The sequence below is a fragment of the Kribbella antiqua genome (assembly GCF_004345665.1).
Taxonomy (GTDB): Bacteria; Actinomycetota; Actinomycetes; order Propionibacteriales; family Kribbellaceae; genus Kribbella; species Kribbella antiqua.
The window spans coordinates 242,548-267,228 of sequence record NZ_SLWR01000005.1; the positions used below are offsets into that span (position 1 = coordinate 242,548).

The 24,681-nt window shown below is 67.9% G+C and carries 25 protein-coding genes, 1 tRNA gene and 1 pseudogene; 17 read left to right on the plus strand and 10 right to left on the minus strand.

Annotated elements, in window-relative coordinates:
- The first annotated feature begins 123 nt into the window (after nt 1-123).
- Nucleotides 124-2,472 carry a penicillin-binding protein gene (locus tag EV646_RS16400; protein WP_241996046.1) on the plus strand — a complete coding sequence of 783 codons (2,349 nt, stop codon included), beginning with the start codon at nt 124-126 and terminating at the stop codon, nt 2,470-2,472.
- 3 nt (nt 2,473-2,475) lie between these two features.
- Here the strand turns inward: EV646_RS16400 and EV646_RS16405 are convergent, their stop codons facing one another.
- Nucleotides 2,476-2,943 (minus strand): GatB/YqeY domain-containing protein, encoded by a 468-nt coding sequence (locus tag EV646_RS16405; RefSeq protein WP_132149338.1) that lies wholly within the window; start codon nt 2,941-2,943, stop codon nt 2,476-2,478.
- A gap of 26 nt (nt 2,944-2,969) precedes the next feature.
- Here EV646_RS16405 and EV646_RS16410 point away from each other — a divergent pair, with 26 nt between their 5' ends.
- The 10 genes and pseudogenes from EV646_RS16410 to EV646_RS16455 form a co-directional block, all read left to right on the plus strand.
- Entirely contained in the window at nt 2,970-3,914 is a 945-nt protein-coding gene (locus tag EV646_RS16410) for a metallophosphoesterase (RefSeq protein WP_132149340.1), read from the plus strand.
- 24 nt (nt 3,915-3,938) lie between these two features.
- A tRNA-Pro gene (locus EV646_RS16415) sits at nt 3,939-4,012 on the plus strand.
- Between the two features lie 73 nt (nt 4,013-4,085).
- The gene (locus EV646_RS16420) at nt 4,086-5,432 is read left to right on the plus strand and encodes a J domain-containing protein (protein WP_132149342.1); all 1,347 of its coding nucleotides are present in this window, start codon (nt 4,086-4,088) and stop codon (nt 5,430-5,432) included.
- 4 nt (nt 5,433-5,436) lie between these two features.
- Nucleotides 5,437-6,057 carry a lipoyl(octanoyl) transferase LipB gene (lipB, locus tag EV646_RS16425; protein ID WP_132149344.1) on the plus strand — a complete coding sequence of 207 codons (621 nt, stop codon included), beginning with the start codon at nt 5,437-5,439 and terminating at the stop codon, nt 6,055-6,057.
- 28 nt (nt 6,058-6,085) lie between these two features.
- Complete coding sequence (locus tag EV646_RS16430) at nt 6,086-6,589, plus strand: hypothetical protein (protein WP_241996047.1); 504 nt, start codon at nt 6,086-6,088, stop codon at nt 6,587-6,589.
- Nucleotides 6,582-7,283: a carbohydrate-binding family 9-like protein gene (locus tag EV646_RS16435; RefSeq protein WP_132149346.1), complete on the plus strand. Its 702-nt coding sequence runs from the start codon at nt 6,582-6,584 to the stop codon at nt 7,281-7,283. The genes EV646_RS16430 and EV646_RS16435 overlap by 8 nt, the downstream gene beginning before the upstream one ends.
- A 43-nt stretch (nt 7,284-7,326) precedes the next feature.
- Nucleotides 7,327-8,253: a tetratricopeptide repeat protein gene (locus EV646_RS16440; RefSeq protein WP_132149348.1), complete on the plus strand. Its 927-nt coding sequence runs from the start codon at nt 7,327-7,329 to the stop codon at nt 8,251-8,253.
- Nucleotides 8,254-8,387: 134 nt separating this feature from the next.
- Nucleotides 8,388-9,176, plus strand: coding sequence for a CoA transferase subunit A (locus EV646_RS16445; protein ID WP_132149350.1), 789 nt, complete (start codon nt 8,388-8,390; stop codon nt 9,174-9,176).
- A 1-nt stretch (nt 9,177) separates the two neighbouring features.
- Nucleotides 9,178-9,807, plus strand: coding sequence for a CoA transferase subunit B (locus EV646_RS16450; protein ID WP_132149352.1), 630 nt, complete (start codon nt 9,178-9,180; stop codon nt 9,805-9,807).
- Nucleotides 9,808-9,825: 18 nt separating this feature from the next.
- A pseudogene (locus EV646_RS16455) lies at nt 9,826-9,948 on the plus strand (helix-turn-helix domain-containing protein); the annotation flags it as partial.
- Here EV646_RS16455 and EV646_RS16460 read toward each other — a convergent pair.
- A complete protein-coding gene (locus EV646_RS16460; protein ID WP_132149356.1) occupies nt 9,941-11,188 on the minus strand; it encodes an alpha/beta hydrolase family protein in 1,248 nt (415 codons plus the stop codon). The pseudogene EV646_RS16455 and the gene EV646_RS16460 overlap by 8 nt on opposite strands.
- An 86-nt stretch (nt 11,189-11,274) precedes the next feature.
- Here EV646_RS16460 and EV646_RS16465 point away from each other — a divergent pair, with 86 nt between their 5' ends.
- Nucleotides 11,275-12,177: a carbohydrate kinase family protein gene (locus tag EV646_RS16465; RefSeq protein ID WP_132149358.1), complete on the plus strand. Its 903-nt coding sequence runs from the start codon at nt 11,275-11,277 to the stop codon at nt 12,175-12,177.
- On the opposite strand, the gene EV646_RS16470 is transcribed toward EV646_RS16465, so the two are convergent.
- On the minus strand, nt 12,153-12,836 hold the full coding sequence (locus EV646_RS16470; protein ID WP_132149360.1) for an NUDIX hydrolase: 684 nt from the start codon (nt 12,834-12,836) through the stop codon (nt 12,153-12,155). The genes EV646_RS16465 and EV646_RS16470 overlap by 25 nt on opposite strands.
- Nucleotides 12,837-12,917: 81 nt before the next feature.
- On the opposite strand from EV646_RS16470, the gene EV646_RS16475 reads away from it, so the two are divergent.
- Complete coding sequence (locus EV646_RS16475; RefSeq protein WP_132149361.1) at nt 12,918-13,913, plus strand: SPFH domain-containing protein; 996 nt, start codon at nt 12,918-12,920, stop codon at nt 13,911-13,913.
- Nucleotides 13,913-14,788, plus strand: a complete 876-nt coding sequence (locus EV646_RS16480) for an NAD(+)/NADH kinase (RefSeq protein ID WP_132149363.1) — start codon at nt 13,913-13,915, stop codon at nt 14,786-14,788. The genes EV646_RS16475 and EV646_RS16480 overlap by 1 nt, the downstream gene beginning before the upstream one ends.
- Here the strand turns inward: EV646_RS16480 and EV646_RS16485 are convergent.
- Both EV646_RS16485 and EV646_RS16490 read right to left on the minus strand, forming a co-directional pair.
- Complete coding sequence (locus EV646_RS16485; RefSeq protein WP_199237005.1) at nt 14,766-15,398, minus strand: hypothetical protein; 633 nt, start codon at nt 15,396-15,398, stop codon at nt 14,766-14,768. The genes EV646_RS16480 and EV646_RS16485 overlap by 23 nt on opposite strands.
- 431 nt (nt 15,399-15,829) lie before the next feature.
- Nucleotides 15,830-16,390, minus strand: coding sequence for a GNAT family N-acetyltransferase (locus EV646_RS16490; protein ID WP_132149365.1), 561 nt, complete (start codon nt 16,388-16,390; stop codon nt 15,830-15,832).
- Nucleotides 16,391-17,129: 739 nt separating this feature from the next.
- On the opposite strand from EV646_RS16490, the gene EV646_RS16495 reads away from it, so the two are divergent.
- Entirely contained in the window at nt 17,130-18,119 is a 990-nt protein-coding gene (locus tag EV646_RS16495; protein ID WP_132149367.1) for a helix-turn-helix domain-containing protein, read from the plus strand.
- 61 nt (nt 18,120-18,180) lie between these two features.
- On the opposite strand, the gene EV646_RS16500 is transcribed toward EV646_RS16495, so the two are convergent.
- Nucleotides 18,181-19,287, minus strand: coding sequence for an aspartate-semialdehyde dehydrogenase (locus EV646_RS16500; RefSeq protein ID WP_199237006.1), 1,107 nt, complete (start codon nt 19,285-19,287; stop codon nt 18,181-18,183).
- Nucleotides 19,284-20,552, minus strand: a complete 1,269-nt coding sequence (locus EV646_RS16505; protein ID WP_132149369.1) for an aspartate kinase — start codon at nt 20,550-20,552, stop codon at nt 19,284-19,286. Before EV646_RS16505 ends, EV646_RS16500 begins: the two co-directional genes overlap by 4 nt.
- Before the next feature lie 260 nt (nt 20,553-20,812).
- On the opposite strand from EV646_RS16505, the gene EV646_RS16510 reads away from it, so the two are divergent.
- Entirely contained in the window at nt 20,813-21,379 is a 567-nt protein-coding gene (locus EV646_RS16510; protein ID WP_132149371.1) for a dihydrofolate reductase family protein, read from the plus strand.
- Here the strand turns inward: EV646_RS16510 and EV646_RS16515 are convergent.
- On the minus strand, nt 21,262-22,473 hold the full coding sequence (locus EV646_RS16515) for an MFS transporter (protein WP_241996058.1): 1,212 nt from the start codon (nt 22,471-22,473) through the stop codon (nt 21,262-21,264). The genes EV646_RS16510 and EV646_RS16515 overlap by 118 nt on opposite strands.
- Before the next feature lie 80 nt (nt 22,474-22,553).
- Here EV646_RS16515 and dinB point away from each other — a divergent pair, with 80 nt between their 5' ends.
- Entirely contained in the window at nt 22,554-23,756 is a 1,203-nt protein-coding gene (gene dinB, locus EV646_RS16520; protein WP_132149375.1) for a DNA polymerase IV, read from the plus strand.
- Here the strand turns inward: dinB and EV646_RS16525 are convergent.
- Both EV646_RS16525 and EV646_RS16530 read right to left on the minus strand, forming a co-directional pair.
- Nucleotides 23,753-24,391, minus strand: coding sequence for a hypothetical protein (locus tag EV646_RS16525; RefSeq protein ID WP_132149377.1), 639 nt, complete (start codon nt 24,389-24,391; stop codon nt 23,753-23,755). The two genes, dinB and EV646_RS16525, sit on opposite strands and share 4 nt — an antisense overlap.
- Nucleotides 24,392-24,406: 15 nt before the next feature.
- Entirely contained in the window at nt 24,407-24,604 is a 198-nt protein-coding gene (locus EV646_RS16530; RefSeq protein ID WP_132149379.1) for a hypothetical protein, read from the minus strand.
- Between the last annotated feature and the right edge of the window lie 77 nt (nt 24,605-24,681).

A 24,681-nucleotide genomic window follows, 5' to 3' on the forward strand; every position in this document is an offset into this window, starting at 1 on the left:
GATGAACTTTGTCCAGACAGCGTGACCGAGCTCACATTCGCAGCCGTAACCCAAAGATGCGATCCCGTAGTCTCTATAACCATGCGCGTCAGGGAGAGGGGCGACCGGGGAGTCGTCCAATCTGTGGTTCTGTTCCTTGGGGTGAGCGTGCTGTCGGGGGCGTTGGCCGCCGGTCTCGCCATCCCGTTCGCCGGCCTCGCCGGGTTCACCACCGAGAAGACCTCAGAGACCCTGGAAGACCTGCCGCAGCAGTTCGACGAGGTGCCGCTCAAGCAGAAAAGCACCATCCTGGCCGCCGACGGCAGCGTGATCGCCACCCTGGCCGAGCAGAACCGGGTGCCGATCAAGCTCAGCCAGGTCGCGCCGATCATGCAGAAGGCGATCGTCGCGATCGAGGACGACCGGTTCTACGAGCACGGCGCGCTCGACCTCAAGGGCACCCTGCGCGCCATGCTGCGCAACCAGTCGAACGGCTCGGTGCAGCAGGGTGGTTCCAGCATCACCCAGCAGTACGTGAAGATGAGCCTGGTCGAGAAGGCGAACACGCCGGAGGAAGTCGCCGCCGCGACGGCCGAGACGTACCAGCGCAAGGTCGCCGAACTGCGGTACGCGATCGCGGTCGAGAAGGAGTACTCGAAGACCGAGATCCTGGAGAAGTACCTCAACCTGGCGAACTTCGGCGACGGCGCCTGGGGCATCGAGGCCGCCTCCTTGCACTACTTCGGCGTACACGCGTCGCAGCTCACGCTGCCGCAAGCGGCTTTGCTGGCCGGCCTGGTGAAGAACCCGACCGGCTACGACCCGACGAACAACATGAAGCGGGCCAAGGACCGCCGCGACGTGGTGATCCGGCGGATGCTCGAACTGAAGGTCATCTCGGTGAACCAGGCCAACCAAGCCTTGAAGACCCCGGTCATCGACCCGAACAAGGTCAGCCCGAACAAGCTCGGCTGCGCCAACGGGCGATACCCGTTCTACTGCGAGTACATCGTCTCCCAACTCGAGGAGAACCCGGCCTTCGGCAAGACCAAGACCGACCGGGCCAACTACCTGAAGACCGCCGGCCTGACGATTCGTACGTCGCTCGACCCGCGGATCCAGGCGGCCGCGCAGCAGTCGATCAACGAGCACTCGAAGGCGACCGACCAGGCGATCGCGGCGATCACCATCGTCGAGCCGGGCACCGGCCTGGTGAAGGCGATGGTGCAGAGCCGGCCGTACGGCAACAAGCGCAACCAGACGTCGTACAACTACAACGTCGAGAAGTCCTACGCCGGCGGGTACGGCGGCTTCCAGAACGGCTCGACGATGAAGGCGTTCACCATCGCCGCCGCGATCCAGAAGGGCATCCCCCTCAACTACAAGATCAACTCACCCAACACGCTCGACCTGAGTGGCAAGAAGTGGAGCACCTGCGACGGGACCGTCAAGGCCGAGAATGGTTACGCACCAAGCAACTCGACCAAGAACGTCGCGGATCCGACCATGATCCAGGCGGCGCAGAAGTCGACCAACACCTACTTCCTGCAGCTCTCGCAGCGCACCGGCCTCTGCCCGATCTTCCGGATCGCCTCGTCCTTGGGGCTGTACGACGCACAGTCGGGCGACCCGCTCGGCCAGTACCCGGCGATGACGCTGGGCGTCGGCTACGTGACCCCGCTGCAGCTGTCGAGCGCGTACGCCGCTTTCGCCGCGCGGGGCATGTACTGCAAGCCGTGGGTGGTCACGTCGGTCAAGAACTCGGCCGGCAAGCCGATGAGCACGCCGGGTGCGGACTGCAAGCAGGCACTGGCGCCAGAGGTCGCCGACGGCGTCAACGCGGTGCTGCACCAGGTGATGGAGCCGGGCGGCACGGGCTCGAAGCTGAAGTTCGGCAAGAGCGAACTGGCCGGCAAGACGGGAACGATCCAGCAGAATCTGGCTGTCTGGTACGCCGGCTATTCCACCAAGCTGGCAGCCGCCGCTGTCGTTGCGGATGCATCGGTGCCCTACCGGAACCTGATCGGCCAGACGCTCGACGGCAAGAAGATGTACGACGCCTCCGGCTCCGGCACCGCTGGTCCGTTGTGGAAGACGGCGATGCAGGGCGCGCTGAAGTACTACCCGGTGACGAGCTTCGTCGCGCCGAGCGACAAGACGGTGCGCGGCAACGTGAAGGACCTGCCGTACGTGAACGGCATGAACCCGGACGACGCCGCCAACAAGCTGCGTCAGGCCGGCTTCGAGGTGGCGATCGCCTCCGGCACGGTCAACTCCGAGGAGACCGCCGGCACGGTCGCCTACACCGACCCACGCCAGCGCGACGGCGCCCCGGAAGGCTCCCTCGTCACGATCTACGTCTCCAACGGCAGCAAGAAGAACAAGCCGAACACCCCCACAACCACCACCCCGCCAGGCAGCCCGACCACCATCAACCCGAACTGCCCACCCTGGAACCCCAAGTACCCCAACTGCGGCGGACGAGGCCGCTGAGGCTCAGGCGCCGAGCTGGCGCTTGACCTCGGCGGAGACGACGGAGCCGTCGGCTTTGCCTTTGACCTTTGGTTGGAGGGCGCCCATCACCTTGCCGATGCCGCGGGGGCCGAGCTCGGCGGCGCCCGTCGCGGCGATGGTTTCGGTGACCAGGGCGACGATCTCCTCCTCGGAGAGCTGCTCCGGCAGGTACTCGGCCAGGATGTCCGCCTCGGCCTGTTCCTTGTCGGCGAGCTCGGCGCGGCCTGCGTCGCGGTAGGCGATCACGGACTCGCGGCGCTTCTTCGCCTCCGAGCTGAGCACGTCGACGATCTCGGCGTCGGACAGCTCGCGGGCCTCCTTGCCGGCCACCTCCGCCTTGGTGACCGCGGTGAGCGCCATCCGCAGGGTCGACTTACGGATCTCGTCGCGGGCTTTCAGGGCCGCGGTCATGTCGTCGTGCAGGCGCTGCTTCATTCCGGAGTTGGACATAGCAGAGATTGTGGCAGGCTGGTGAAATGAGTTTGCGCGGGCTTGCCACCACCACTCTGAAGACCACGGCGGTCGTCGGCGCCGTGGGTGCGGCCTGCGTCGCGTACGCGGCGGGGATCGAGGTGCGCTGGTTCACGCTGCGCCGGTTCACCGTGCCCGTGCTGCCCGAGGGGACGGCGCCGCTGAAGGTGCTGCACCTGTCCGACCTACACCTGATGCCGACCCAGGAGCGCAAGATCAACTGGGTCAACGACCTGGCCGAGCTCGAGCCCGACCTGGTCGTGAACACCGGCGACAACATCGCCAACGAACGCTCGGTCTTCCCGCTCCTTCGCGCGTACGGCGAATTGCTCGACCTGCCGGGTGTGTTCGTGTTCGGGTCCAACGACTACTGGAAGCCGCACTTCAAAAACCCGGGCAAGTACTTGCTGCCCGCGCACAAGCAGCGGCACAAGCCACATGGCCCGGACCTCCCGTTCGAGGAGATGCGCCGCGCCTTCACCGGCGCCGGCTGGGTCGACCTGAACAACGCCAAGGCCACGCTCAAGGTCAACGGCCTCCGGCTGGACTTCGCCGGCACCGACGACCCGCACATCAAGCGGGACCGGTACGACGAGATCGCCGGCGAGGTGGACCCGACGGCCGACCTCTCCATCGGCGTGACGCACGCGCCGTACCAGCGAGTCCTGAACGGTTTCGTCGGCGACGGGTATCCGCTGGTGCTCGCCGGGCACACCCACGGTGGTCAGCTTGCGGTGCCGATCTACGGCGCTCTGGTCACCAACTGCGACCTGGACGCGTCCCGCGTGAAGGGCATGTCCACCTGGGGCCACGAGGGTCGCCAGGCGGCTCTGCACGTCTCGGCGGGGCTCGGCACATCGCCGTACGCCCCGGTCCGATTCGCGTGCCGGCCAGAGGCGACTCTGCTCACTCTCGTCCCACGGATTAACCCGATTTCGTCCCAGCCCTAGCCGCATGTAAGCTATCCGAGGCTTCGGGCTGTGGCGCAGCTTGGTAGCGCGCTTCGTTCGGGACGAAGAGGTCGCAGGTTCAAATCCTGTCAGCCCGACTCGACATTCAGGGCCAGTCACTCCGGTGGCTGGCCCTGAATGCTTTCCGGGCGCGGTTGCGAAAGGACTGGGGTGAGCGGGGCCGATCACTACGAGGTACTCGACGTCGAGCGCACGGCGACGACCGCCGAGATCAAGTCCGCCTATCGAAGGCTGCTCCTCCAGGTCCACCCGGACCAGGGCGGCAACGCGGGCCTCTTCCGCCTGGTCCAGGAGGCCTGGGCGACGCTCTCCGACCCGCACAAACGAGCCGCGTACGACGCGACCCTCGACGGACCGCGCTCCGCGGATCCCACACCTGAGCCGCCGCAGGACAAGCCCGACCCGCAGCCCTCGCCCGACCAGCCCGGCCCCCAGGCGTCGTACGAGCAGGCCGGTCCTCAGCCGTCGTACGACGAGGCCGGACCTGAGGCGGCGAATGACGAGCGGCCCGCGGATGCTCCGAGCAGCGAGACGCTTCAGAGGCACAGCCCGCGCGGTTTCCGGGTGGTTCCGCGCTTCGGCCGGTGGCGCGTCGCGGCCTTGCTGACCCTGATCCTCTGGCTGGTGCTCACGGTCGGGCCCTACGTGGCCCTGTCGCGCCGGGATGGCTGGGACATCACGATGGGCGCCTGCTTCGCCGCGCTGGTCGTCGTCGCCCTGCCGCCGCACTGGCAGCGGTGGGTCCCTTTTCATGCCCGGATCACCGGCTGCGGGGTGCTGATCGCGCTCGGGGTCGTCGTGGTCACGTTCCTTCCCTTCGCGAACGCCGGCCTCAGCACAACCAGCCGGGCGTGGGTCTACGCCGTGGTCGGCGGACTCGTGGTGGTCCGGTGGCTCGGGAGCCGATGGTCCGCCGTCCGCGAACTGGACCAGGCGATCGACAAGTGGGCCGCGTACGACGCCAACGTCTGGGGACGGCCGGGCGAGCCGCTGGTGGACGACGGGTGGATCGCCCCGCTCGCCGCCCCGGACGTACTCCGCCACCGGCGTACCGCACATGTCCTCGAAGAGGTCCTGAGTCTTCCAGCTGCGAAGCTGATCCACGGCGCACGCGTCGGGAACCTCGCGGTGGCCCATTTGGTCCTGGCGAACCACCGTGTCGCCGTGGTCTCCTCCGTGGTCGCGCCAGGCGGAACCTACGCGCTGGACGCCTATGGATCCCTGCTACGGAACGGACAGCCGTTCGACAGCCCGGGGCTCGAGGCCGTGGTCAACGCCTGGCACGCGAGGCTCAAGGGCGTTGAGGTGCACGGCTTCCTCATCATTCACTCCGACGGGCCAGTCAACATCGCGACCGGCGGCTCCAACCAGGTAATCACCTGCGTGCCCGCGGAAGCGGCGGCCGGTGAGCTCACCGCCTGGTTGTCGCCTGGCGTCGTACTGGATCGGCGGCTGCTCTACGACATCCTGTACCGCGCCCCACTCGACCTACGCTGAAGGCATGCGGCGGATTGATCTGGGCGAAGTCGAGTACGAGGTTGCGGCGAAGGAGATGCGGGGGTGGGTCGAGGAGCGGGTCTCGGCGGCGGCGCCGGATCGGTTGTTCTTGCTGAGTCATCCGCCGGTGATCACGTATGGGCCGCGGACCTCGCCGGCCGATCTGCCTGTGGGTACGCCGACTGTGGCGGTGGATCGAGGCGGATTCGCGACGTACCACGGGCCGGGGCAGTTGGTGGGCTATCTGGTGATCGACCTGAAGCAGCGGGGCCCCGTCGACATCGTGCGATGGGTGGAGAACGGGTTGATCGAGGCGCTCGGGTCGCTCGGGTTTCCGGTCGTACGGCGGGATACGCCGAAGGGGGCGAGCAGTCTGGTCGGGGTGTGGACCGAGGACGGGCGGAAGCTCTGCTCGATCGGGATGCGGATCCGGCGCGGGGTGACCAGCCACGGCTTCTCGGTGAATGTGGATCCCGACATGTCGGTGTTTCACACGTTCACGAGCTGCGGGTTGCACGACGTGACGATGGTGTCGCTGGCCGAGCTTGCGGCCGAGCGTGGCGTCCCGGTGCCGACGGATGCCGCCGTACGTGACGCGATCGCAAAGTCCTTCGACGCTGCTTGATCCGGCCGATTGTCGGTAGCCTGCGCCAATGAGCCACGACAAGCCTGACGGCGAGGACGAGGACGGGCGGATGCCGGCTGACCTCGAGGCTGTGCTGGAGGCGGCCGACGAGGAAGACGCGGAGGAGGCCGACGAAGGGCGGTACGACGCGCCGCCGTTGCCGCCGCTGCTGATTCTGGCCGTGGTCGGGGTGTTGTGCGGGTTCGCGACCATCGCGCTGGTGTGGCTGAGCGAGCGTGGCTGTGAGCGGGTCCGCGACAGCTCGAACTGCGGTGCGCTCGGGCTCCCGCTGCTGGTGCTGATCGTGGTGGTGACGATCGTCCTCGGCGGTCTCGCGCTCAGCCGGCTGGCGATGCCGAATCCCCGGCTGGTGGCGTTCCTCGGGGTCGCGTTCATGCTGGTCGTCGTACTCGCGTTTCTGTCCGAGAATCTGTCGTCACCGTGGACGCTGGTCGTCGTACCTGTGCTGACCGCGATCACGTTCCTGCTCGCCAATCTCGTCGCCCGACTCCTGGAGCGCGCCGATGCCTGACCTGCCTGTCTACGACTGCCCGCGTACGCCGACCGCGCCCAACCTGGACGGGTCCTTGACCGACCCGGCCTGGAACATCGCGCCCTGGACGACGCCGTTCGTCGACATCACCGGTGCCGGCCCGGCGCCGCGGTTCCGGACCCGGGCGAAGCTGATGTACGACGACGAGTACCTCTACGTGGGCGGCCTGCTCGAGGAACCGCACGTGTGGTCGACGATGCGGGAGAAGAACACCAAGCTGTTCGAGGAGAACAACTTCGAGCTGTTCCTCGACCCGGACGGCGACGGGCTGAACTACTACGAGTTCGAGATCAACCCGCTCGGCACGATCTGGGAGCTCACGCTGCCGAAGCCGTACATCGACGGCGGCGTGCCGGTCGATCCGACGAACCTGCCCGGCCTGCGCACGGCGATCGACATCGACGGCACGCTCAACGACCCGTCCGACACCGACACCGGGTGGTCGGTGGAGATCGCCGTACCGTGGGCCGACCTGGCGCCGTACAACGAAGGCCGGGGGACGCCGCCGGAGCCGGGTGACGAGTGGCGGATGAACCTCATGCGGTGCCAGTGGCCGCACTCGGTCGACGACGGCACGTACGTGAAGGGCACCGAGGGAGAGTTCTGGGTCTGGTCCCCGCAGTACGTCGTCGACATGCACCGGCCGGACCGATGGGGCGTACTGCGGTTCTGACCCGGTGACGTGGCGTCAACACTGCCGGTAGACAATGAGGTACGTGGACTTCGGGGGTGACGACCTGTACGACGACCAGGTCGTGAGCGCGATCGAACGCGCCTGTGACACCGACCCCCGGACCGCCCTGCGACTGGTCGCGGAGTACTCGGGCTACTGGTGGTCCCAGGGGCTGCAGGACGAGGCCGCGGCGGCTGCGGAGCGAGTGCTGAGCATGCTGGGCCGGACCGTGCCTGTCGGGCTGGACGAGGAGTACCTGCTGGCGGTGCTCCACGGAGCCGCGTCAGCTGAGCAGGAGCAGTTGGAACTCGCCCAGCAGATCGTGGTCGCCACAACGGGACCTTTCCGGTACTCGGTGACCGTGCTGCTGTGGTCACTCGTGTTCGGGCCGTTCGAGTCCGCCTCGGCCGTGGAAGAGGTACTGGCGCGGAACGAGGACGGCGACGCCTGGACCAGGGCAGCAGTCGAGCTGTGCCGCGGCTATCCGGGGTTGACCTCTGCCACGCCAGGTGAGGCCGCGCAGGCCTTGCGTACGGCGCTGGGACGCTTCCGGATGCTCGACGACCGCTGGGGGATGTTCCTGGCGCTGACGGCCCTCAGAGAGATCGTCGACGACCCGGTCGACATCATCAGCGAGGCTCTGGAGCTGGCCGAGAAGCTCCGGGCCGACGACGAGTCCGGACTGCTCCTGTGCCAGCGCGGCGAGCTCTACCGCCACCAGGGCGACCTGGACGCGGCCGGTGAGGACTTCAGCTGGGCGCTGGCTCTCGCTGAGCACGCTGACCTGCCGGAGACCGCTGCCGCCGCCCACATCGGCCTGGCTCGGGTCGCTCGCGGCACTGGCGACCTGCTGACGGCGAGGGAGCACCTGGCCATTGTGCTGTCGCGCGACTCCGAAGCCCTGGAGGACGCCCGTTACGAGGCCATGCACGAGCTGAATCTGCTGATCAGCTCCGAAGCCTCCGCATAGTGCCTCGGCACACCTCGGAGTAGGGCCGCGGAACACCTGTGGCAGTGGCCACAGGAGGTGGCTATCGCCTGACTCGTGGCTGGCTGGTTAGAGTCGAGACGACCCAGCCCACGACACTGCAACGGAGCAGCCGGATGGACAAGACGTACGACTCGCCGCAAGCCGCGGTCGACGACATCGGGGACGGCGCGAGCCTCGCGGTCGGCGGCTTCGGGCTGTGCGGAAACCCGATGGAGCTGATCAGCGCGCTGCACGACAAGGGGGTGACCGGGCTGAGCGTCGTCTCGAACAACTGCGGTGTCGACGACTGGGGCCTCGGGATCCTGCTGGCGGACAAGCGGATCGCCAAGATGACGTCGTCGTACGTCGGGGAGAACAAGGAGTTCGCCCGGCAGTTCCTGTCCGGTGAACTCGAGGTGGAACTGACGCCGCAGGGCACGCTGGCCGAGAAGCTGCGGGCCGGCGGCTGCGGGATCGCCGCCTTCTTCACCCTGGCCGGCGTCGGCACCCAGGTCGCCGAGGGCGGGCTGCCGCAGAAGTACAACGCCGACGGCTCGGTCGCGAAGGCATCGGAGCCCAAGGAGACCCGGGAGATCGACGGTACGACGTACGTGCTGGAGCACTCCATCACGACCGACTTCGGCCTGGTGCACGCGCTGAAGGGCGACACACACGGCAACCTGGTGTTCGACCGGAGCGCGCGGAACTTCAACCCGCTGGCCGCGATGGCCGGGCGGATCACCATCGCTCAGGTGGAGGAGCTGGTCCAGCCTGGTGAGCTGGACCCGGACGAGATCCACCTGCCCGGTGTCTACGTCCAGCGTGTGGTTGCCGTTGGCAAGGACATCGAGAAGCGGATCGAGAAGCGCACGGTGCAACCCCGCGAGGCCTACGAAGCCGCGCGCGAGAAGCTGGAGGCCTGAGATGCCACTCACCCGTGAGCAGATGGCCGCCCGCGCCGCCGCCGAGCTGGAGGACGGCTCGTACGTCAACCTCGGCATCGGCCTGCCGACCCTGGTGCCGAACTACATCCCGGACGGCGTCACCGTCGTCCTGCAGAGCGAGAACGGCATCCTCGGCGTCGGCCCGTACCCGGTCGAGGGCGAGGAGGACCCGGACCTGATCAACGCCGGCAAGGAGACGGTCACGACGTTGCCGGGGGCATCGTTCTTCGACTCGTCGCTGTCGTTCGGGATGATCCGCGGCGGGGCGATCGACGCGGCCATCCTGGGCGCCATGCAGGTGTCGGCCAAGGGCGACCTGTCGAACTGGATGATCCCGGGCAAGATGGTCAAGGGCATGGGCGGCGCGATGGACCTGGTGCACGGCGCCAAGAAGGTGATCGTGCTGATGGAGCACGTCGCCAAGGACGGTTCGCACAAGATCCTCGAGGAGTGCGACCTGCCCTACACCGGCCGCGGCGTGGTCAACCGGATCATCACCGACTTGGCCGTCCTCGACGTCACCGACGACGGCCTGCAGCTGGTCGAGCTCGCCGACGGCGTCACCTTCGACGACCTCCAGTCCAAGACCGGCGCCCCGATCAAGCAGTAAGCTGGCAGGCGCGCCGCTGTCACGGTCGTGAACCTGTCGGTCCTCAAGAACGGCCGGGCCAAGGCGATCCGCTTCTCCACCCTGACCGCCATCTGCGAGGCACTGAACTGCCAGCCGGGAGACCTGCTGCAAATCAGCTGATGTACGTCGTCTCTGGCAACGCACGGCTCCAGTCGAAGGCCTTGCCGCGCAGGTGCTGGTCGAAGAAAGCCGGGATGTAGGTCCGGAGCGAGCGGAGAATGCGGTCGGGATCGACGGTGCCGACCGTGTTCGCGACCAGCTCCGGTGGGACGGTGAAGAAGCGCTGGAACCAGGGGATGAGCGCTTGGTGGTCGATGAACGTGTAATGCATTCCGTCCGGCACATTGATATCTCGCTTCCAGCCGGTGGAGTGGTCCCAGTACAAGCCCCAGGACCGTTCGGTCAAGTGAGTCTGTGGTTGCCCGCCCGGAGCGGTCCCGCCCGCGCCCAGGAACAGAAAGGCGCGATCGGTGCCGTGGGCAACAGTCGGGCAGTCGGCCGGATCGGGATAGCCGTAGGCGAGCGTGCCGTCCATGTCGATCCCGGCCGTCACGCGCGGATCGACATCCATGACGTCCGCCGAGGTGATGCCACCGGCCGAGTGCCCGAACGCGCCGATCCGGTCAAGGTCGAGGATGTCGCCGAGCCCAGCCGGCAGGCGACGATGCCCGGCGTCGGGGTTGTCGCCGTACGTGAGTCTGGTGATCGCCTCCAGGACGAAGCGGACGTCGGCGACGCGGGATTCCCTGGCCAGCAAGGCGTATGAGCCCAGTGGCAGAGCCTGCACCTCGAGCCGCCCGCCGGGGAACTCGACGCCGGCGACCTCGAAGGTGTGGTCGACGGTGATCACGACGTACCCACGGCTTGCGAGCTCCGCGACCATGATCGACCCGAGCCCTCGCGGTACGCCGAACCCCGGTGAGAACAGCACGATCGGTCGCCGGCCCCAACTCCGGCTCACCGGCGCGAGCAGACCCGCGTGACTGCGTGCGCCGACCCAGTCGACCGCATCCACCGGTTGCTGCAGCGCGACGGCCGCATCCTCGGCGTACATCCTGGCGGTCAGCGGCGGCAGGTACGGCGCTCGCTCGCCCGTGCCGGACGCCGGATACCAGACGCTGATCATCAGCTCGCGTGGTCGACCCGGCTTGTAGGGATCGTCTCGCCGCTGGTCGACCAGGTGCAGCTCCGTGGTCCCGACCGGGAATGGACCGGTCGGCCGTGGCAGGCGAATGGGCACCGGCGCACGGCGGGAAGTGGCTTCGGCGAACGGGACTGCTGAGGCAGGCCCGGCGAGCGAGACCGCAGGACTGAGGAATGCGCCGCCAACGGCACCGAGGAGAAGTCTTCGCGTGAGCATGGGCCGACTCTTTCGCACCGGTCCCGGCGCGCACCTCCCACGAAAGGAAGGTGGAACCCCTGTCGAAAGTCAGGTATACGAGACGCATGGATTTGGACGTGTTCGTGATTGGTGGAGTCGGAGTCGACACGATTGTTCGGGTACCGGGATTGCCGCTCAAGGATGTGGAGACGATCCGGGTAGAGCCGATCGAGACCTACGTCGCCCACACCGGGCACGGCGTGACCTTGGGATGTCACCTGCTCGGTATGCACGCAGGTCTCGCCGACGTTATCGGCGACGACGACGAAGGCCACCGGATCCGGCGCCTGTACGACGAACTGCGCATGCCGCTGCACGTCGCGATCCACCCGAGCGGCACGCGGCACTCAGTCAACCTGGTCTCCCCGGACGGACGCCGAATGTCCCTGTACGACGCGCGCCACCCGGCCGGGCTCGTCGTCGACCCGGATCTGTGGCGGACGAACGTCGTCCGGGCGCGGCATGTGCATGTCTCGATCATGGACTTCGCCCGGCACGCGTTGGCCGACGCAGTAGCCGCGGACTGCACCGTCTCCACGGACCTGCACGACTGGGACGGCCGGAACGACTACCACAAGGACTTCGCGACGGCCGCCGACATCGTCTTCGTCTCCACGAGTCAGCTCCCGCCGGACGCTGTCGACTGGATCTTCAAGAACGGCCGCGCCGAGGTCGTCGTCGCGATGTCTGGAGCCGACGGCAGTTACCTGCATATCCGCGACCAAGCCCCACAGCACATTCCGCCCGTGAAGCTGTCCAACCGTCCGGTCGTCGACAGCAACGGCGCCGGTGACGCCTACGTCGCGGCCTTCCTCGCCCGCTATCTCGACGGCGTCAGCTGGTACGAGGCCGCCCTGGCCGGCTCGATCGCCGGCGCCTGGGCCTGCGGCTCCCCCGGCACCCACACCGACCTGATCACGGCCGAGGAACTGGCCGCTCGCAGTCAGCCGCGAGCCATCGGCGGGTAGAGGATGGTGGCGCTGCCGCGGCGGAAGAGCTGGGCAGGGCGGCCGCCGTCGCGGGTGGTGGTCGCACCGACCGGCTCGACGAAGTCGGGGGTCTTGGTGACCTTGCGGTGGAAGTTGCGCGGATCGAGCGGCGTACCCCAGACCGCTTCGTAGACCCCGCGAAGCTCTGAGATGGTGAACTCGGGCGGGCAGAACGCGCTCGCCAGCGGGGAGTACTCGAGCTTGGCGCGGGCGCGCTCGACGCCGTCGGACAGGATCCGGTGGTGGTCGAAGGCCAGCCGGCCGGGATCGTCGAGAACCTCGGCGGCGGCAACCCAGCTCGCCGAAGCGGCGTCCGACCCCGCGACCGGCGCGGGCAGATCAGGCACCAGGGCCAGATAGGCGACGCTGACGACCCGACCTCGCGGGTCGCGGTGCGGAGCGCCGTACGTCGCGACTTGCTCGAGGTGGATGCGGTCCGAGGACAGGCCGGTCTCCTCCGCGAGCTCACGCCGCGCGGAGTCCTCCAGGTCCTCGTCGGGCCGAACGAAGCCACCCGGCAGCGCCCAGCGGCCCTTGTACGGCGCAATGCCGCGGCGGATCAGCAACACCTGCAGCGCGCCCTCGCGGACGGTCAGGATGACCAGATCGGTGGCCAGGCCGAGCGGCTCGAAGTCCATGCATCGGAGTCTAATCGTCATCTTGACGAGAAGTCATCCAACCCCTTATCGTCAAAGTGACGACAAAGAGGAGAAGAAGAGATGGCAGACATCACCCGGTTCCGCTTCATCAGCCACCTGCGGGCCAACCCGACCACCCACGTGCGGCACCTGCGCAATGGCAAGCTCGCCCACGACGGCGCCGGTCAGGCGTTCTGGTTCCGCGCGCTGAACTCGTCGCTGAGCGAGGTCCCGATCGACGACCGCGAGCAGCCGCTGCTGTTCCACGGCCGCACCCAGGACTTCCAGGACGTGGCGGTGCAGGCGACGGTGACGTACCGCGTGACCGATCCGGCTCTAGCCGCAGCCCGGCTGGACTTCGGCATCGACCCGGACACCGGGATGTGGCGGGCGACGCCGCTCGAGCAGCTCGGCGGTCTGCTGACCGAGCTCGCACAGCAGACAGCACTCGACCTGCTGGCGCGGATGAGTCTGACCGAGGCATTGTCCGAGGGCATGACGGCGCTACGCCAGGCGGTTGGCAACGGGCTGCGTGAGGATCAGCGCCTGACCGGCCTGGGCATCGGTGTCGAGGATGTGCGCGTGGTCGCCGTACGGGCTGAGCGGGACGTGGAGAAGGCATTGCAGACTCCGACCCGGGAGATGGTGCAGCAGGCGGCGGACAAGGCGACGTACGAGCGTCGTGCGATGGCAGTCGAGCGGGAACGGTCGATCGCCGAGAACGAGCTGCAGAACCAGATCGAGCTGGCCCGGCGTGAGGAGCAGCTGGTCAACCAGCGCGGTCAGAACGAGCGCCTCCGGGCTACCGAGGCGGCCGCTGCCGGACAGATCGAGACGCAGGCTACGGCTGGGCGCAAGCGTGCGCTGAGTGAGGCCGAGGCGGACGCCAAGCGGGTCATCGGTGCGGCTGAGGCCGCAGCGGAGAAGGCTCTGCTGGAGGCGTACGCCGAGCTGGACCAGGGGATGATCCTCGCTCTGGCAATCAAGCAGGGCGCCCTGCCGGAGATCGGGACGCTGAACCTGACGCCGGACCTGATCACGCCGCTGCTGACCAAGCTGACCGCTGGGGAGCAGTGATGCCCCTCCCACCGCGGGCTGTGCTGGTGCATCGGGCAACCGAGCTCACCGAGCTCGTCGCCCGGCACGGCACCCGGCAGCAGGCCGGCTTCTTCCTGGCCGGCCGGGGCCGGGACCTGGCCGAGCTGGATGCCAGACACCAGGCACAGCAGGAGGCGCTGGCCACGGTGTCGGCCGCGATCCCGCTGGACTGGCGCCGTGCTGTTGCCGAGCGCAACGATCTGGACCGGTTCGGGTTCGGGCCGGAGGACGTGGTGATCGCGGTCGGCCAGGACGGGCTGGTCGCGAATGTGGCGAAGTACCTGGATGGTCAGCCGGTGATCGGGATCAACCCGGAGCCGGCGCGGAATCCCGGCGTACTGGTTCCGCATGAGCCGGCCGCGATTGCCGACTTGCTGGCTGTGTCGCAGGTGGTCGAACGCACGATGGTTGCCGCTAGCACCGATGACGGGCAACAACTCATTGCCTTGAACGAGGTGTACATCGGTCACCGGACACATCAGTCGGCGCGCTATCGGCTCAGCTCGCCGGACAGTCTGGCGGAGCGTCAGTCCTCGTCAGGCATCCTGGTCGGGACCGGCACGGGTTCGACTGGGTGGTGCCGATCGGCTTGGCAGGAACGCCGTAGCCCATTGGCACTGCCTTCGCCGACGGATCCCTTGCTGTGCTGGTTCGTTCGTGAGGCGTGGCCGTCACCGGCGACCGGGACCGACAACACCGAAGGGCTGGTGAAGGCGCCGGACACGTTGACGATCCTGGCCGAGTCGGACCTTGTCGTGTTCGGGGACGGCATGGAGTCCGACACCTTGAGCGTGAGTTGGGGTCAGCGAGTCGAGGTGGGCGTCGCGCCGGTCAAGCTGCATCTCGTTGTCTAGTCGTTGAGTGCCAGGCGGAGTACAACCGGCGCGCTGAGCCGCCGATCGGGCCGACTGCGGAGAAGATGTCGCCGCGGCTGGCTGGCCGGGCTGTGTCGATTGCGTTGACCGCCTGCTCGGGGCTGTCGATGGTCGAGGAGCAAACGTCGAGGATGTAGTCAGGCACCTGGAGCTTCGGATCCACGCAGCCGACCAGCGGTACGCCGACCGCCGCCACGATCGGGAACACCGTGCCGGGGATGCCGACCGCGCACTCCGCCGTCGCCGACTCCGGGACTGATCCCAGCGCGCTGATCTCGTACTGCTCCCACAGCTTGCGGTCCTCACGCGGATGCAGGCCGACCACGATGTGCTTGCCCGCGGCCTCCAACTTCGCAGCGGCATCCAGCAACAGCTGCGTCCCCGGAGCCGCGTCGCCGGTCGGGTCAGGCCGCGTGACGCTCGTCAATACCAGCACCCGATCGGCCTGCGGCGTGTACTCCGGCAGATCATCCGTCTGCGCCGAGCCGACCATGCGCACATGGTGCTTCCAGCCCAGGTACGACGCGAATACCGCGGACTCAGCCGGCGACGCAGCAGTCACCAACTCGAGCCGAGACCGATCCGGCACCACCTGCACCAACTCCCACCCCCGCCGCGCAGCCTCAACCAACAACGGCTTCGCGTGATAAGTCCCCCACGGCTCATTAGTAGCCAACAAAACCCGAGTCCGCCGAGGCCGTGCACCAAACGAAAGCCCCGGAGTGGCCGCCAGCCCAACCCCAACCGCCCCGGCCTTCAGCACCGTCCGCCGCGTCATCACCATGCCGCGACCCTAGATTGCCCAAGGCACCCACACGTGAACTTCTCTTGAAAACTAGATCTCCTGCATCGCTGCAGCTCCCCGGTGACGACGGCCAGTTCGTCATCACCTACACGCCCTCCGACCCCACCACCCAGGCCGCTCTAGAGACGCTGCTAGCGACCGAGCGAAGGTTTGGGGAGGGTTTCTCGTCGTATCCGCCAGAAACCCTCCGAGAATCACGCGAAAACCCTCCCACGTCACCCCGGTGAGAAGGTGAGCTCGGCGTAGGTGGCAGAGGCCGCCCGCTGGCCGAGCCACTGCTCGGCGTCCCAGGCGTGGAACCGCTCTACCTCCGTGAACCCCAGTTTTGCCGCGAGGCGCATCGAGCCGACGTTGGCGGTTTGGGTATGGAGCACCACTGGCTCGCCGGGAAGGACGCGGTCGAACCAGTCGAGTGCCGCCGCGCAGGCCTCGGCGGCGTACCCGAATCCCCACGCCCGCGGCAGGAACAGGTAACCGAGATCGGCCTTCCCCGCCGCGGCCGGGCGACCGTGCTCCGTTGCTCTCCTGAGCAGGACCTGGCCGATCATCGCCCCGTCGAGATCCACGACGAAACTCCCGGGCCACTGCCCGGGCACCCTGGGCATCTCGCGTTCAAGCTCGTCACGCGGCCGAGGGCCGCCGAGGTAGGTGTGCACCTCTGGCGACGCCTGCAGCTCGATGAACGCCGAACGGTCCCGGGCCTCGGACGCACGCAGCACGAGCCGCTCGGTCCGGATCGGTTCAGGCGGCCAGGCGACGGGTCCGAGGTCTGTCATGCCGGCCAGCTAATCAGCGAGTCAGGCGGCTCTTACCGGTGGGGCCCCAGGAGGTGCTTCCTGGCCGGGGCGAGCCGGGCGGGGACGGTCAATTCCCCGCACCCCATGGACAGCCTCACCATCCACGGAGATCCTGTCGGCACCACCCGGGGCCCACCCTGTGATCCGGGGGCCCGTCCGCCATGGGCGGAAGCGGACCGGGCACACGCCGGATCAGCCGGCACGATGACCAGGGCGGCGGTCATCGCACCAAGGCGGATGGAAGGAGGCAGCCTTCCGGGAAGGCTGGGGACGGCAGCACCGAAGCGGGCGGCGGCGTGGAGCGGAACCGGTCGCATCGGACTCTCCTCCTCATCGGCCTCACGATGGAGATGCACAGTTTGTACACCCTCCGGCACAGCCGGTGATGGCACGGGAGTGCGAGGGCACCAACCCGCCGGGATCGAGACCCAACCGAAACGGGCTCCGCTGACGAGACAGCCAACTCAGGCCAGAATTGGAACAGCAGCCCGGCGGCGCTCAGGTGGTCCGTCGCCGGGCTGCTGGACCTCAATTCTCGCTCACGACTGCGCGGAAATGGTGGCCAGATGGTGACACGGCACAAGAATGCTGACAGGACAACAAATATCGCTGCATGCATTCAGGACGACACGGACAGTGCAGACCGGACTGGACCGGCGCCCGTAGGCTGGAAGGGCGGTAGCGGACGGTGACCGCGGTTGGAAGGGAGGGGCGAGTTGTGAGGCAGACGGACACGGAGCGTGCCGACCACCTGAAGGTGCTCGGGCTCAGCAACGACGAGATCAAGGTCTACCAGCACCTGCTGCGGACCGGCCCGTCGTCGGTCACCGAGCTGGACGAGGCGGTCCCCGACCGGGAAGCCACCATCGACGCAACCCTGAGCGGTCTGGTGCAGGTGGGTCTGGCCCGGCGCTCGGGCTCCGACCACTCCCGGTTCCTGCCGGTGCCACCGGACGCCGGCCTCGAGGCGATGACCCTGCGCCGCGAGTCGGAGCTGAAGCAGGCCCGGATCGAGGTGCTGAACGCGTACGACGAATTCCGCCGTACCGTCTACAACGAGTCGACCACGCACCTGATCGAGGTCGTCACCGGCAGCGCGATCGTGGAGCGGATCCACCAGATCAAGGGCGGCGCGCAGCGGGAGATCCTGGCCATCGACTCCCCGCCGTACTACATCGGCGGGCCGAACCAGGAGGAGATCGACCACCTCAAGCGCGGCGTCTCCTACCGGGTCGTCTACTCGCCGGAGTCGGTCGAGGTGCCGGGCTACCTGACCGAGAACATCCTGCCCTGCGTCGAGGCCGGTGAGCAGGCCCGCGTGCTGCCCGACGTACCGGCGAAGCTGACCATCATCGACGGCTCGATCGCGTTCGTGTCGATGTCGGTGCGCGACACCGATGTGAACCGGTCGCTGCTGATCATCCGGCCGAGCAGCCTGCTGACCGCGCTGATCGGGATGTTCGAGCTGTGCTGGCGCAACGCCCTGCCGCTGCATGCCTCGGTCGGCACCGAGGACGACCGGCTCGAACCGATCGAACGCCGTCTGCTCGCCCTGCTCGCCACCGGCGCGGCCGACGACACCATCGCCCGTACGCTCGGCATCAGCCGGCGGACGTTCTTCCGCTACCTCGAGCGCCTGATGAACCGCACCGGCGCCAGCACCCGCTTCCAGCTCGCCCTCCACGCCGCCCGGGAGAACTGGCTCTGACAGTTGCCTGAGACAATCAAGGGCTCCCGGCACACGCCGGGAGCCCTTGATGTACAGGTATTCAGGACTTCGCCGCGATGAACTCCTTGGCGACGACCTCGGCGATCTGCGCGGTGTTCAGGGCAGCGCCCTTGCGCAGGTTGTCGCCGCAGACGAACAGCTCCAGCGCGTGCGGGTCGTCCAGCGACTTGCGGATCCGGCCGACCCAGGTCGGGTCGGTGCCGACCACGTCGGCCGGCGTCGGGAACTCGCCCTCGGCCGGGTTGTCGAACAGCAGCACGCCAGGCGCGTCCCGCAGTACCTCACGGGCCTCGTCGGCGTCGACCTCCTGGGTGAACCGCGCGTGCACCGACAACGAGTGCGTGGTGACGACCGGCACCCGGACGCAGGTCGCGGACACCTTCAGGTCGGGCAGGCCGAGGATCTTCCGCGACTCATTGCGGACCTTCAGCTCCTCCGACGACCAGCCGTCGTCCTTCAGCGACCCGGCCCACGGTACGACGTTCAGCGCCAGCGGAGCCGGGAACGGACCGAGCGCGTTGCCGATCACCCGCCGTACGTCGCCGGGCGTCGTACCCAGCTCACGATTGCCGGCCACCTTCATCAGCTGGTCGTAGAGCGCGTCGATACCGTCCTGCCCGGCGCCGGAGGCGGCCTGGTACGACGCGACGACCAGCTGCTCGAGCTCGTAGCGGTGGTGCAGCGCACCCATCGCCACGATCATCGACAGGGTCGTGCAGTTCGGGTTCGAGATGATGCCCTTCGGCCGGTTCCGGGCCGCCTCGGCGTTCACCTCGGGCACCACCAGCGGGACGTCCGGGTCCATCCGGAAAGCGCCGGAGTTGTCCACCACCACGGCGCCCTTGGCGGCCGCGATCGGGGCCCACTGCGCGGACACCTCGTCCGGCACGTCGAACATCGCCACGTCGATCCCGTCGAAGGCGTCGTCGCTGATCGCGATCACCTCGACCTCCTCGCCGCGGACCTTCAGCCGCTTCCCCGCGGAGCGCTCGGACGCGATCAGCCGGATCTCTCCCCAGACGTTCTCCCGGGTCGAGAGCAGGGCCAGCATCACCGACCCGACGGCGCCGGTCGCGCCGACCACCGCCAGCGAGGGCAGGCCCGTCCGGTCCTCGATCGTGTTCTCCACAGCGCTCACAGGGGTCACCGTCCCGTTCCTCCGTACACGACAGCCTGGGTGTGCTCGTCGTCCAGGTCGAATGCGGTGTGCGCCGCGGTCACGGCGGCGTCCACCAGGTTCTCGTCCACGACCACCGAGATCCGGATCTCCGAGGTGGAGATCATCTCGATGTTCACGCCGGCGTCGGCGAGCGCGGAGAAGAACTTCGCGGAAACGCCCGGGTGAGAGCGCATCCCGACTCCGACGACCGAGACCTTGCCGATCTGGTCGTCGTACAGCAACTGCTCGTAGCCGACCTCGTCCTTGGTCCGGGCCAGGGCGGACATCGCCCGGGCGCCGTCGGCGCGGGGCAGCGTGAAGGAGATGTCGGTACGGCCGGTGGCGACCGCCGACACGTTCTGCACGATCATGTCGATGTTCGTGTCGGCGCCGGCGACCGTCTCGAAGATCCGGGCCGCCTCGCCCGGCTTGTCCGGTACGCCGACGACGGTGATCTTGGCCTCGTTGCGGTCCTGGACCACGCCGGAGATGATCGCCTGTTCCATCTGATTCAGTTCCTTCGCATCGACGACCCAGGTGCCTTCCTTCTGCGAGAAGGAGGAGCGCACATGGACAGGGACGTTGTAGCGCCGCGCGTACTCGACGCAGCGCAGGTGCAGCACCTTGGCACCACAAGCGGCCATCTCGAGCATCTCCTCGTAGGAAATTCTCGGGATGTGCTTCGCGGCCGGCACGATCCGCGGGTCCGCGGTGAAGATGCCGTCCACGTCGGTGTAGATCTCGCAGTAGTTCGCCTCCAGCGCGGCGGCCAGCGCGACCGCGGTGGTGTCGGAGGCGCCGCGGCCCATCGTGGTGATGTCCTTGGTGTCCTGGGCGACGCCCTGGAACCCGGCCACGATCGCGATGTGACCCTCGCCGAGGGCCTCCTCGATCCGGCCCGGGGTGATGTCGATGATCCGGGCGTTGCCGTGCGCGGAGGTGGTGATCACGCCGGCCTGCGAGCCGGTGAAGGAGCGGGCCTCGTAGCCGAGGTTCGCGATCGCCATCGCCAGCAGCGCGGCGGAGATCCGCTCACCCGAGGTGAGCAGCATGTCCAGCTCGCGCGGTGGCGGCAGGGGCGAAACCTGCTGGGCGAGGTCCATCAGTTCGTCGGTGGTGTCGCCCATGGCCGAAATGACCACCACCACGTCGTTTCCGGCCTTCTTCGTCGCGACGATCCGTTGGGCCACGCGCTTGATGCTTTCGGCGTCAGCGACCGAAGAACCGCCGTACTTGTGCACGACGCGTCCCACAGCTGTGTCTCCTCAAACCACTGGTTGCGGTACGCCGTGCGGCGTTGCACCAGGCGTAGTCTCGGGCTTCATTCTAGCCGTGACTTGTTCGTTGCCTACCCGCTGACCAGCACCCGGGCCTCCTGTCCGGCCAAGCGGTGGTCCGACGGAAGGTTCCACGGCGGCCGATCGAGCGGGCCGGAAACCCTCCGGCGCCTCGGTTGAAACCTTTCGCCCGGCGGCTGCATCTGGATTGGTGAGGACATCCAGAGGAGCTTCGAATGCGCAACATCATCGCCAGGCTGCACATGTCGAGTGACGGCATCGTGGAGCGGCTGGACCGGTGGCTGCCCGTTCCCGACGATTTGGTGACCGGCACCGAGACAGTCCTGGTCGGACGGAAGACGTACAACGCCCTGGCTCCGGAAGCGGCCCGCAAGCTCGTGGTCGCGAGCCGGCCGGTGATGCTTCAGCCGAACTCCGAAGTCCTGATCGGCGATCCGGCCCGGGTGCTGCGGGCGCTCAAACAGGTGCCAGGCGACGATCTGTACGTCGTCGGGAGCGTGACGCTGGTTCGGTCGTTGCTGCGGTGGAGGCTTCTCGACGAGGTGTCGCTGGTCATCCACCCGGTCGTGGCGGGCTTCGGTGAGCCGTTGTTCGAGGATCGGCTGCGGTTGATCTCGATGTGCGCAGGGCCCGGCGGGGTAGTCGAGGCGTCGTACCGGGTGAACTACGCGGCGACCGCGACCTCTTCCAGGTCCGCGGACTCGGCGGGCCGGTGGGGCGGGACGTGGAGCAGCGACAGCGTCGCGAGCGTCCCCAAGACGGCCATCAGAACCCACGCGTAGCGGACGCCGAAGGTCTCGACCACGACACCGGCGACCGCGGAGCCCACGGCCGAACCGATCATGCCGCCGCCGAGCAGCCAGCCGAAGATCTCGGTCCGCGCCGAGGCCGGCGTCAGGACGCCCAGCCGCTCGAAGATCGCGCCGACCGTCGGTGCGATCAGGCACCCGGAAACGAACAGCATCACCGACAGCGCGACCACGGACGAGGTGGCGAACACGCAGGCGACGAAGCCGATTGTCATCGCCAGCATCCGGCGCCAGGCGTAGGAGTCGCGGCGGCCGGGCAGCGCCCCGCCGACGAGGCCGCCGATCAGGCTGCCGAGCGCGGCCACCATCTCCAGCAAACCCGCGATCACGCGGTTGCCGTGATGGTCGGCGAACGCGACGATCCCGAGCGACATCGACGCGAAACCCATCACACAGCAGGCGAAGGCGAACAACAGCGCGAACCGGTGCCGATCGAAGACCAACTGCGCCACGGTCGGCCGCTCGGTGTGGACCTCGTTGTGCTGTTCCGGCTGTTGTTGCTTGAGGCCGAACCACCAGATGGTCGCGGCGGCGGTCACGGCACATGCCAGCAGACCTGCGCGCGGACTGGCGAAGCTGACCACGAGCGCGCCAGCCATCGGGCCGACGACGAACAGGAGTTCCTGCGCGGTCGCATCGAGCGCATAGATCACGCGCAACCGCGAGCCCTGCACCAGCCTCGGCCACCCGGCCCGCAGGGACTGCGTGATCGGGGCGGCGAACATACCGGTCAGCACCGCCGCGACCGGCAGGACCCGAAACCAGCTGTAGGGCAGGAGCGCGGTGACGGCCATCAGCACAGCCCAGGCCGTGCCGGTGCAGATCAGGACCCAGCGAGCCCCCTTCCGGTCCGCGAGCCGTGACCAGACGACATAGGCGACCGCCGTGCCGACGGCGTACGAACCGGCGACCACACCGGCCCAGCCGAAGTTGCCAGCGGCATCCTTGGCCAGGAACGACAACGGCACCATCGTCGCCATGACGGGCAACCGCGCGATCAGAGCCGACGCCAGCAGGGCCATCACACCGTGGGTCTTCCAGAGCTCGCGGTACGCCGTCAGGTCCATAGGTTGCATTCTGTCCTGACATATCGAGGCGGCGCCTCGGGATTTCTCCCTATCTTGGTGTCGGTCGACTATGCGAACATATGTTCGTGTCGGGATCTGCGCTCGCTAGCATCCTGCATGCCGACCTGGACGCCTTCTACGCGTCGGTCGAGCAGCGGGACGACCCACGCCTGCGTGGCCGGCCGGTGATCGTCGGCGCCGGCGTCGTCCTCGCCTGCAGCTACGAGGCGAAGGCGTACGGCGTGCGTACGGCGATGAACGGTGGTCAGGCGCTGCGCCGCTGCCCTGGCGCGATCGTGGTGGAGCCGCGGATGTCGGCGTACTCGGAGGCCAGCAAGGCGGTGTTCCGCGTGTTCGAGGACACCACGCCGCTGGTCGAGGGGTTGTCGATCGACGAAGCGTTCCTCGATGTCGGCGGGCTGCGGCGGATCTCCGGGACGCCGCTGGAGATCGCCCGGCGACTGCGGGCCGACGTACTGTCGAAGGTCGGGCTGCCGATCACGGTCGGCGTGGCGCGGACGAAGTTCCTGGCGAAGGTGGCCAGTGGGGTGGCCAAGCCGGACGGGTTGCTGGAGGTGCCGCCCGATCGCGAGCTGGAGTTTCTGCATCCGCTGGCGGTGGAGCGACTCTGGGGTGTCGGCGAGGTGACTGCGGCCAAGCTGCGCGATCGCGGGCTCACCAAGGTCGGCGATGTCGCGATGCTGCCTGAGGCCGCGCTGGTGTCGATGCTCGGCCGGGCCTCGGGGCGGCATCTGCATGCGCTGGCGCACAACCGCGATCCGCGGCCGATCGAGGTCGGGCGCCGGCGCCGGTCGATCGGCTCGCAACGAGCGCTCGGCCGGTCGCCGAAGTCGCCGGCCACGCTGGACGCCGTACTGGCTGGGCTGGTCGATCGGGTGTCGCGGCGGATGCGGACCGCCGGGCGATCGGGGCGGACGGTCACGCTGCGGCTGCGGTTCGACGACTTCAGCCGGGCGACCCGGTCACACACGTTGCCCCAGGCAACGGATCAGACTCGGGCGATCCTGGTGACGGCGCGCGCGTTGCTGACCGGTGCGCAACCGCTGATCTCGGCCCAGGGCATCACCATGATCGGCATCTCGGTGGGCAACCTGGAGAACGAGGGCGCCCTGCAGCTGGCGTTGCCGTTCGACAAGGCGGCGAACAACGAGCTCGACTCGGCGCTGGACCAGGTGAAGGACAAGTTCGGCACCAACGCCATCACCCGAGGCATCCTCCTCGGCCGCGACCAAGGCCTGACCGTCCCGATGCTGCCTGACTAGCTCCGCGGATAGCCGATTTCGGCGATCTCGTCTTTGAGGTCGTGGAGTCGGCGCTCGGGGTTGAGGGACGTGACGACGTACTCGGTCAGGGGCATGAGGGCGTAGATGTGGCGGATGGGTTCGAGGTCGAGGGCGACCTCGTAGTAGTCCTCGGCGAAGGTCAGGTAGGCCTCGGGGCGACTGTCCGCGAGGAGTTCGAAGAGGGCGTCGGCGCCGTCCTTCTCCGCGTTCTGTACTGGGCCACAGCGCCATTCGGTGTCATCCGTCGTACGCCAGAAACAGACCGTCGCAGCGGTCTGGAAGGCAGCGTCGTCGCGGGCACTGTGGAAGACCTCGGGGACGCCGTCGATCAGTCCGGGCCAGGTCTTCATGCCATTCACGTACGGCGACATCGGCGACTCGTGATCGAACCCGTACGCGAAGGCCCCGTCGCCTGAGAACACGATCGAGTACTCGTTCCCCGACCCGTCCCGCATCAACGCCGCTTCCTCAGTCTCCGACCACCGCGCGTCGAAGCTGTGGTACCGGCTGCCCGGATCCTCGTTCAGCACCAGATCCAGCACCGCCAACGCCCGGCTCACCCTCCGGGTTGTTCGCAGATCAGGCAGCCGCTGAATGACGTCGTACACAGACATCTGCCCATTCAACCGCTATTCGAGGTCGAGGTAACGGCGCCCGAAGCCCATGATCGCGGCCCGAAGCTCACCGACCTGCCGCTGCCGCTTCGGAACCGACTGGCCGTGCGCGATCGGGAAGAACAGGTAGGCGCCGTCGCCGCGGCGCCTCGCGGGCACGTCCGCCGGGGTCTGCGCCGGATCCAGCCAGGCGACTAACCATGGCCGCCGCACACACGCCTCCTGACCGAATGGGTTCCTCACCGTAACGGGTGAGGAACCCCTCGTGTGTGCGTCAGAAGTGCACCCCT